This is a genomic window from Streptomyces sp. CO7 (assembly GCF_053474865.1).
The window spans coordinates 217539-226442 of record NZ_JBRIOU010000003.1 but is presented as its reverse complement, the minus strand read 5'-3'; the positions used below and the strand labels follow the sequence as shown (position 1 = coordinate 226442).

The 8904-nt window shown below is 67.5% G+C and carries 8 protein-coding genes and 2 pseudogenes; 6 read left to right on the top strand and 4 right to left on the bottom strand.

What is annotated here, in order from left to right:
- Positions 1-58: 58 nt before the first annotated feature.
- On the bottom strand, positions 59-1090 hold the full coding sequence (locus ACOV8S_RS10910; RefSeq protein WP_448317593.1) for a glycoside hydrolase family 11 protein: 1032 nt from the start codon (positions 1088-1090) through the stop codon (positions 59-61).
- 470 nt (positions 1091-1560) lie between these two features.
- On the opposite strand from ACOV8S_RS10910, the gene ACOV8S_RS10905 reads away from it, so the two are divergent.
- The 4 genes and pseudogenes from ACOV8S_RS10905 to ACOV8S_RS10890 all read left to right on the top strand — a co-directional run.
- Positions 1561-2043, top strand: coding sequence for a hypothetical protein (locus ACOV8S_RS10905; protein ID WP_448317592.1), 483 nt, complete (start codon positions 1561-1563; stop codon positions 2041-2043).
- Positions 2044-2165: 122 nt separating this feature from the next.
- The gene (locus ACOV8S_RS10900) at positions 2166-2717 is read left to right on the top strand and encodes a hypothetical protein (protein ID WP_448317591.1); all 552 of its coding nucleotides are present in this window, start codon (positions 2166-2168) and stop codon (positions 2715-2717) included.
- Positions 2714-3058: a DUF2750 domain-containing protein gene (locus ACOV8S_RS10895; RefSeq protein ID WP_448317590.1), complete on the top strand. Its 345-nt coding sequence runs from the start codon at positions 2714-2716 to the stop codon at positions 3056-3058. The genes ACOV8S_RS10900 and ACOV8S_RS10895 overlap by 4 nt, the downstream gene beginning before the upstream one ends.
- A 232-nt stretch (positions 3059-3290) precedes the next feature.
- Positions 3291-3634, top strand: a pseudogene (locus ACOV8S_RS10890) (transposase family protein); the annotation flags it as partial.
- Positions 3635-3636: 2 nt separating this feature from the next.
- Here ACOV8S_RS10890 and ACOV8S_RS10885 read toward each other — a convergent pair.
- The gene (locus ACOV8S_RS10885; protein WP_448317589.1) at positions 3637-4008 is read right to left on the bottom strand and encodes a hypothetical protein; all 372 of its coding nucleotides are present in this window, start codon (positions 4006-4008) and stop codon (positions 3637-3639) included.
- A 637-nt stretch (positions 4009-4645) separates the two neighbouring features.
- On the opposite strand from ACOV8S_RS10885, the pseudogene ACOV8S_RS10880 reads away from it, so the two are divergent.
- A pseudogene (locus ACOV8S_RS10880) lies at positions 4646-5476 on the top strand (IS5 family transposase).
- 7 nt (positions 5477-5483) lie between these two features.
- On the opposite strand, the gene ACOV8S_RS10875 reads toward ACOV8S_RS10880, so the two are convergent.
- Both ACOV8S_RS10875 and glnA read right to left on the bottom strand, forming a co-directional pair.
- Positions 5484-5885 carry a hypothetical protein gene (locus ACOV8S_RS10875; RefSeq protein ID WP_448317588.1) on the bottom strand — a complete coding sequence of 134 codons (402 nt, stop codon included), beginning with the start codon at positions 5883-5885 and terminating at the stop codon, positions 5484-5486.
- Positions 5886-6437: 552 nt separating this feature from the next.
- Positions 6438-7847: a type I glutamate--ammonia ligase gene (gene glnA / locus ACOV8S_RS10870; RefSeq protein WP_351114456.1), complete on the bottom strand. Its 1410-nt coding sequence runs from the start codon at positions 7845-7847 to the stop codon at positions 6438-6440.
- A 264-nt stretch (positions 7848-8111) separates the two neighbouring features.
- Here glnA and ACOV8S_RS10865 point away from each other — a divergent pair, with 264 nt between their 5' ends.
- Entirely contained in the window at positions 8112-8579 is a 468-nt protein-coding gene (locus ACOV8S_RS10865; RefSeq protein WP_448317587.1) for an RDD family protein, read from the top strand.
- The last annotated feature ends 325 nt before the right edge of the window (positions 8580-8904 follow it).

Genomic DNA, 8904 nt, shown 5'->3' with positions numbered 1-8904 from the left:
CCTCCTGGTCGGGCCCGGCGGCTCAGGGATCAGGACTCGGCCGGTGCTCCGCGCGGGCTCAGCTCGCGCTGCAGCTGACCGTCGGCCAGGTCCAGGTGCCGTTCGTCTGGATGGTCATGCCCCAGTTGTTGCCGCTGCCGTTGGACTTCGCCACCAGTGTCTGGGCGTCGGGGTAACTCGCCGAGACGTTCCAGGTGGCCAGGACCTTCTCCGGCGACGGGACCTTGACCGTGACGGTCCAGTTGCTGGCGCCGCTGACGGACACGTTGAGGTTGTACCGGTCGCTCCACTTGTCGCCCGCCGACAGGGTCGCCACGCAGCTGCCCGGGTTGGTGGGCGGCGGAGTGGTGCCGCCACCGCCGGGGTTACCGCCGCCGGAGGAACCGCCGCGGCTCACCGTGATGTTGGAGCTGCCGCTGCTGTTGTAGCCCTCGGTGGCCATGATCTCGTAGTTGGGGGTGCCGAACTGCAGGCCGGCGTTCCTCCAGGCGTTGAAGATCGTCGACTTGGTGATGGTGCCGCCGGTGCGCTTGGCCTGACGGACCGCGAAGTACTGGGTGAAGGTCTTGGTGCCCTCGATGGACGGAGCGTTGGTGCGGGTGGCCTTGTACAGGTCGTAGGTGCTGCCGTCCGACTGGACCGAGCCCACCCGGGTGGCCCCGGTGCTGGGGTTGTAGTTGCCCCAGTTCTCGACGATGTACCACTCGACCAGCGGGTTCTGGTACCACCCGTACAGCGCCAGGTAGCAGTTGCCGTTGCAGTTGAACGAGCCCGAGTACGTGACCGAGTCGGTCGCGTTGCCCGGGTTCCAGCCCTTGCCCACGACGATGTTTCTCGCGTTGCTGTTCCAGGTGACGCTGTAGTTGCCGCCTGAGTTCAGCGTCATCTGCCCGCCGCTGGCCTCCTGCCAGAACGAGTAGAAGTTGCCTTCGTGGGTGCCGGTGCTGTTGGACGTGACGACCGTGGCCGCGTTCGCCGGGGCGAAGCCCGCCACGTAGGCAAAGAAAGCCACGATGAGAACGGCAGCACTGCGGACCGCGTTGGGGATTCTGCGGCGTGTACGGCCGACGGGGTGAACGAGACTGTTCATCCGTCAATCCTCCTTCAGGGGTGGGGGGATGGCGACTGATGACCAGTGTGGAGAGACGCGGATCTGTGTCAATTGTTTCGGTCGAAGTTTCGAAAACCTTCGGAGGTTCCATCAACTCCGAACCCCCCGCCCACAACGGCTTTCGAGCACTGCGTGGCGATCTTGAAGCGAGGCCCGCCCTCCCTCCTCGAAACACGAAGAGCCCGAGGCGGGTGCCCGAATCCGAAAGTTTCGACGCACTTGCGCTGAACCGGTCGAGCCGCGCCCCGACCCCGTCGCGGCGACGCCCCTGCACGCCTCCCCGAGAAGTCCATGCCGCCACGGGGGACGAACACCTGTCGAACCACGACATGTCCGGTGTAACGGTCAGGCCGCACACCGAACGGGATCCGCGCCGGCGGGCCGAACGGCCGTGGGACGCACCCGCCCCGAGGGCCGCTGGACCACTCCCCCTCGGGGATACTGCTCCGGTGCTGTTGACGTGGATCGCCGAGGTCGCCGAAGAGCCTCTGGCACTGGAGCCGGGCGACCGACGGGTGGAGTGGCGTACCAACACCTGGTGGCTGAGCGCGGAGGCCGAGGACGACGGGCCGTTGTCCGCGGCCGAGGTGGTCGCCGCCTTCGGGCGGACCGCTGCCCGCATCCGGGAGCGCGTACGGGGGCTGGGCTTTCGCGGCGTGGCGACGTTCTACGTGTGGCACGACAGGCAGGCCGGGCAGCTGCGCTGCTCGACCGGCTCCGTTCCTCCGGAGCAGTTGCCGTTCAACAGCCCTTACGTGCTTTCCGACCGGCTCGACCCGCTCGTCGAGGAGTTCCTGGCCGACAGCGGCACGCCCGGTGCCGCCGCCTGGTCCGACCTCACCGACGCGGACAGCCCCTCGCATCGGACCGGGGCTGAGCCGGAGGCCCCGCCCTTGCGTGTCTGGACCAGCGACGTGGGTGCCACGCGCTGAACGCCGGCACCGGTCGGCCTCCTGCCCGCCGGTCCCTGCGTGTGCGTGCGTGCATGCGTGCGTGCGGGAACCGTCCTCCCGTTCACCGCGTCCCGTGCACTGGTATCTGCGGAGAGGCGCACATGAGGAAGTCGACGGTCGTACCCAGTGGCGTCCTGCTGGCGGTCGGGATCATCGCAGGGGTGTGGTGGAACTGGTTCCGCGCTCCCTATGCCTTGGCCGACGCGCCCAAGGTCGACGTCACGGTGAGCGCGGAGAGCTCCACGTACCCCGACGTCCAGCAGACGGCCGAGGACGTGGACACCCTCGTCCGCGTGTACGTGCAGCGCCTCAAGGACGGGGACGCGGAGGGAATCGCCGAGCTGGCCGGCCCCACTTACAAGCGGCCCGGGCCTGCCGCGGCCCAGTTCGTGCGCGAGTACCACCGGGCAGCGGGCGGCCCCGTCGACGTCACGGTGCTGGAGGGACCCGTCGACTACTTCAACCCGGTGACCTTGGTGTACCGAAAGACCGGGCAGCGACAGGAGTTGCTGTTGGTGAAGGATGACGGGCACTGGTGGATGGGCCTCGGCGACGGCGACCCTGCCGCGGGCCTGCAAGGCGTTCACCGAGCCCCGAGCCCTGGTTCGGTGTCCCCGGGGCACGGCCCTGACCACGGCCGTACGCGGTCATGAGTCAGAGCGGTGCGCAAGCGGCGGCATTCTTCCGGGACGTCACCAGGAGCGGGGTCGTCTGGTTCGTCAGGGACGACGGCGGGATCCCGGCCGTCCGGGAGTCCGACGGGACCGCGTGCCTTCCCTTCTGGTCGACGTCGGCCCGGGCGGAGAGGGCGGCGAAGGTCTGGGGGCAGGGGCTGTGGGTTGCGTCCATGCCCCTGAAGCCGTGGCGCGACGTCGAACTGCCCGACGCGGTCGAGGAGGGGCGGCGGATCGGGATCAACTGGAGCGGGCCCCGCCTCGTCGGGTGGAGCTTCACTCCGGAGGAAGTCTCGGCCCGGTTGTCAGCGGTCGAGTGAGCGGTACGACGCGAAGCGCGTGGCACGTTCCTGCGATGGGTGGTGAGGCAGCCGACCCTTGTCGCACCCCGGGTCGCGGCCTTTACCGTGCGGACGACCTCACCACGCGACAGACTACGCCCTCTGCGCCGCGGCCCCGGAGGGAACAGCCGGTCAGGGTCGTCCGGATGAGGTGGGGGCCATCGCGAGCATCGCCGGACGAGGGCGGTCGTTGAGGGGCGGTGCTTCACCGCTGTGGGCCTCGCCACCCCTGCCGGGTGCCGTGCACGGCATCAAGGCCGCCCGCACCCATGGCATCATCAACGCCCTCACCGACGCGGGCTCGGCCTGCTGTGCGGACAAGGGTTACCAGGGTGCCGGCGGGACTGTCAGGGTGCCCTTCCCCGGCAGGTGGAAAGGCTTTCGGCAGGTCAGCGAGCCGTCAATCTTCCCCAAGCGCGTATCCGAGCGTTGGGCGAGCAGGCCATGGCCGTCTGGAAGCAGTGGCGCCTGCTGCGGAAGCTCCGGTGCAGCACGACCCGTATCACCGACATCGTGATGGCCGTCCTGGTCCTCCACCTCGCCACTACGGGCTGAGCTCAACCCGCGGCCTTCACCAGGGCCATCAGTTCAGCCTCAGTGGTCCCTGCCGGCAGGCGCACGTCGAAGGTATAACTCTCGTCGCAGAACACCAGGTCAAGGTGCGTTGGTGTCAGCCTGCGGAAGGCGATCGCCAGCCAAACCGCGTCCTCCACCCACACGTCCATGTACAGGCATGTACCGTCCTCGTGCAGATAAGCCTCACCCGGGCCCTTCGCCGTCCCGAGCTCCCAGATGAAACTGCGCGCTGCGCTGCGGGCCGTCGAATCGATCTCGACTTCAGTCCACCGAGCATGGATGACCTCGGTCAGCGCAACCCGATCGACGTGCCATCCGCCCGCATCACCCTCGACCACCGCCATGAACGTCATAGCCAGGGTGTATCAGATGCCCGTGACACGGCGCTGACCAGCAGTTGCCCGAAGTTGGAATGGGCTCAGGGGCCGCCTAGTGCGATCAGTAGCCGAGGAAGTGACCCAGATGTCTGTTGACCTGGGGCCTCCTAGACGATCAACGCTGTGACCTGCGATCGATTGGTCAACGGTTGTCAGCGTTGGTCGTCGTTCTGCGCCCTTGGACGGCTCAGAGACGGCCCACCATCGGTAGCTCATCAGTAGGGCGGGATGAGTTTGTAGAGGATCAACGCTGCCACTGCGGCGGCGAGCCACGGTCTCTTGATGCTCCGTCCCCGACTGCGGCGGTCCAATTGCCACACGGCCGCGAGCAGGGCGAACAGCAGGAGTGCACCTGCGAGCACATCAACGACTTGGGATCTTCCAACAGGGAGCATGACGGGATGTAACTATGCGCTGCGGCCTTCCGTCCAACTACTGCTGTGCCTCGTTGTTTCCCGCTACGGCGGGCACGGATGGGGCACGATCTTGCCGTTCTCAGACGACGGTCAAGCGGTCAGATGGACGGGAGTCGGGGTGTCCGTCTAGAGCGTGTCTCTTTGATTGGTTGGTCGGTTGATCGGATGTGTCTGTCCGATTAGTGATCACTGATGCGATGTGGGACCGGATCGAGCCGCTGATGCCGGCCGATCCGGTCCGCGGTCGGCGGTGGGCCGATCACCGCCGAACCTTGGAAGCCATCGCGTGGAAGTACCGCACCTGCTCGCCCTGGCGGGACCTGCCGGACGAGCTCGGCTCGTTCCAGACCGCTCACAAACGCCTGATCAGGTGGGCCGTAGACGGCACCTGGAAACGCATCCTCGCCGCAGTTCTGGCAGCGGCCGACGCTGATGCCGACATCGGCTGGACCGTCTCGGTGGACTCCACCGTGTGCCGGGCCCACCAGCATGCAGCCGGGGCCCGGAAAAGGGGGCACCAGGCCGGGCCGAACCTGACGACCATGCTCTCGGACGCTCCCGCGGTGGCCTGAGCACCAAAGTCCACCTTGCCAGCGACGACCGTGCACGACCCCTGGTCCTTCGCGTCACAGCAGGCCAGGCGGGCGACGCCCCGGCCTTCGAGGCCGTCATGGCCGACATCCGTGTTCCGCGAAGCGGACCCGGAAGACCGAGGACCCGGCCGGAGGCCGTCCTGGCCGACCGCGCGTATTCATCCCGCGCGATCCGGAACCACCTTCGCCGACGCGGAATACGTGCCGTCATCCCCCAGCCCGCCGACCAGGTCGGCCACCGGCTTCGTCGCGGCAGGGCCGGCGGCCGACCGCCCGCCTTCGACGCCGAGACGTACAAGCAGCGCAACGCCGTCGAGCGGTGCATCAACCGACTCAAGCAATGGCGCGGCCTGGCCATGCGAACCGACAAACTCGCCATCGCATACGAGGGCGCGCTCCACCTCGCAGCCATCTTAGATCTGGACGCGAGCATAGGTGCGGGTCAGCGGGAGCTGTGCGCTGCCTGGAGCGTCTCCCATTGCAGGGCGGGGAACTCGTAGCCCCAGCACTTCCGGTACCCGTCTGTCCCGTGTTCGGAGAGAAGCTCCTCAATCATGGTCATGAAAGCCTCGACAAATGCCTCTGTTGGTAGCCGGCCTGCCCAGACCAGCTTCGCGTCCGACCACCAGGACGAGGGTTCGTTCAAGTCCGCGAACTCCACGATCTGAACGAAGACCTCCTTCTCTGTCTGGTTGAAGAAGACTCTCGTCCCGCTTGGCTCGCCAAGGAACGTCACGAAGGTCGCACTGCACCCACGGAGTAGATCCCGGACGCCGTTCATGAACGCGGCCAGGGCCTCGGGTCCTACATAGGAGGCGTGCACCTTCTGTTCCGCAGCGTTCACTAACCATGACCAGGTGGCCCACCCAGACCCGCCGAGCTTCCATTGCATGCTCTGGCCGTGCGCCAAAGAAACGTCGAATGGACTGTGAACCATGCCTTCCCCCTGCGCCAGGCGGTGCTGGCCCTAGAAACCGCCGAGCCAACCAGGACTCGATTACGAGCATGACGATGCCAAAGACGGATCTCAGAGACAGGCTCTAGCTCCACGGTCGGTATTGCGCGGGATCATTTGTGCTCAGGCTTGCCCGAGACGCTTGGCAGGTCGAGCGTGATCAAGGCGACATTTAGGGTCCGGAGCGTCAATTAGTCGCTAACCTCCATCGGTGAGCGCAGCAACTACCCAGCTCCTGCTCGCCGTTCTCGGAGTGAGTGGCACGACCGACAGCAGTGAGCGCGCCCGCCGGGCCATCGATGCCGCCTTGGCCGAGTAATCGACCGGCAAGCGACGGCCGAACGACCGTGGGCCGTGTCCTCCTCCTCAACGGGGAAGGACACGGCCCACGGCCCATGTACGGCCCAGAGCACCATGCACATGCTCTGACCTGCAGAGTTCCTAGATGTCGTAGTACAGCTCGAACTCGTGCGGGTGGGGGCGCAGCGCGATCGGGGCGATCTCGTTGGTGCGCTTGTAGTCGATCCACGTCTCGATCAGGTCCGGCGTGAAGACGTCGCCCTGGAGGAGGTACTCGTGGTCGGCCTCGAGGGCGTCGAGGACGGCGCCGAGGGAGGTCGGGACCTGCGCGACGTTGGCGTGCTCCTCGGGAGCCAGCTCGTAGAGGTCCTTGTCGATCGGCTCGGCCGGCTCGATCTTGTTCTTGATGCCGTCCAGGCCGGCCATCATCAGCGCGGAGAAGGCCAGGTACGGGTTGCCGGAGGAGTCGGGCGCGCGGAACTCGACGCGCTTGGCCTTCGGGTTGGCGCCGGTGATCGGGATGCGCATCGCGGCGGAGCGGTTGCGCTGCGAGTACACCAGGTTGATCGGGGCCTCGAAGCCGGGCACCAGGCGGTGGTAGGAGTTCACCGTCGGGTTGGTGAAGGCCAGCAGCGACGGGGCGTGCTTGAGGATGCCGCCGATGTAGTGGCGGGCCATGTCGGACAGACCCGCGTAGCCGGTCTCGTCGTAGAACAGCGGCTGGCCGGCGGTCCACAGCGACATGTGGACGTGCATGCCGGAGCCGTTGTCGCCGAAGATCGGCTTGGGCATGAAGGTGGCGGACTTGCCGTTGCGCCAGGCGACGTTCTTGATGATGTACTTGAACAGCATCAGGTCGTCGGCCGCGGCAAGCAGCGTGTTGAACTTGTAGTTGATCTCGGCCTGGCCGGCGGTGCCCACCTCGTGGTGCTGGCGCTCGATCTGGAGACCGGACGCCTCCAGCTCCAGGGACATCTCGGCGCGCAGGTCGGCGAAGTGGTCGACCGGGGCGACCGGGAAGTAACCGCCCTTGTACTTGACCTTGTAACCACGGTTGTTGTCGGTGGCGCCGGCGTTCCAGGCGCCCGCCTCCGAGTCGATGTGGTAGAAGGCCTGGTTCGCCTCGGTGGAGAAGCGCACCGAGTCGAAGACGTAGAACTCGGCCTCGGGGCCGAAGAAGGCGGTGTCGGCGATGCCGGTGGACGCCAGGTAGGCCTCCGCCTTCTTCGCCACGTTCCGCGGGTCACGGGAGTACTGCTCACCGGTGATCGGGTCGTGGATGAAGAAGTTGATGTTGAGCGTCTTGTCCCGGCGGAAGGGGTCGACACGGGCCGTGCTCAGGTCGGCGCGCAGGGCCATGTCCGACTCGTGGATGGCCTGGAAGCCGCGGATGGAGGACCCGTCGAAGGCCAGCTCCTCGCCCGGGTCGAACGCCCTGGCGGGAATCGTGAAGTGCTGCATCACACCCGGCAGGTCGCAGAAGCGAACGTCAACGAACTTGACGTCCTCATCGGCGATGAACTTCTTGGCCTCGTCGGCGTTCTGGAACATCCAGCTCCTCCTACTCCCGGCCGGTTCCGCCAGGGTGGTAGTACTTCGCGTGCCAGTGCGGTGACACACGCTGTCCGGGACCCTAGTGATCGGCGATTTCTCGAACATGACTCATTTGTTTCCGGGAAGTTAACCGGCTGATCGACGGCGGCGGCCGCCGGGCCGTCGCCGGATCGCTCGGGTCCCCTTCCATGGTCCTGCCCCGGGTCGCCGTGCGCACCCCGCCCTCCTCCACGCGCGCGCACGGGAAGTACCGTGGAGTCCGTGGACAACAGGCAAGCACTCGGATCCTGGCTCTCCGGCCCCCGCGCCGCGGCGGAGGACGCCGGTGTGGACTTCGGTTACCGGGGCCAGGGCCTCGGGCTGCCCGAGAACGGTCCGGGCTCGTTGGCGCGTCCCGGGCGGCGCCTCGGTGCGCTGGTCGTGGACTGGGCGCTGTGCGTGCTGATCGCATACGGTCTCATCACGGACGGCTACGGTCAGTCGACGAGCAACTGGGCGTTGCTGATCTTCCTCGCGCTGGGGATGCTCACCGTGGGCACGCTGGGTTACACGCCGGGCAAGCGGCTGTTCGGGCTGCGGGTGGTCGCGGTCGCGAGCGGGTCGGTGGTGCCGTGGCGGGCGGCGGTGCGGACGGTGCTGCTGTGCCTCGCCGTGCCGGCGCTGGTGTGGGACCGGGACGGGCGGGGGCTGCACGATCGGCTCGCCGGCACGGTCGAGATCCGCTCCTAGCGCTTCCCGCGGGGCCCCGGCACCACGCCGCCCCCGCCTGCGCTTCACGCGCCGTCTAGGCCCCGGAGCGCCTGTACGGGTGGGTCGGCTACGCCCCCACCCCGCGTAAGCCGACGGCACCGTCGCACGGGGCCCCGGCCGCAGCGCGGCGCGAGGGCCGAGCCCCGGCGGGCAGCACGGTTTTGTTTCCCCCGACCCGCCCCCTTCCCAGGAGGGGACTGAGGTTCCGGGGAGCGAGCCGTCTCGTGTGGACGTGGGCCCCCTGCGCCCACCCGTGCCGCCCAGCGGCACGATTGCCCGCAGGGCGGGGCGGGAGGGGTCGGCC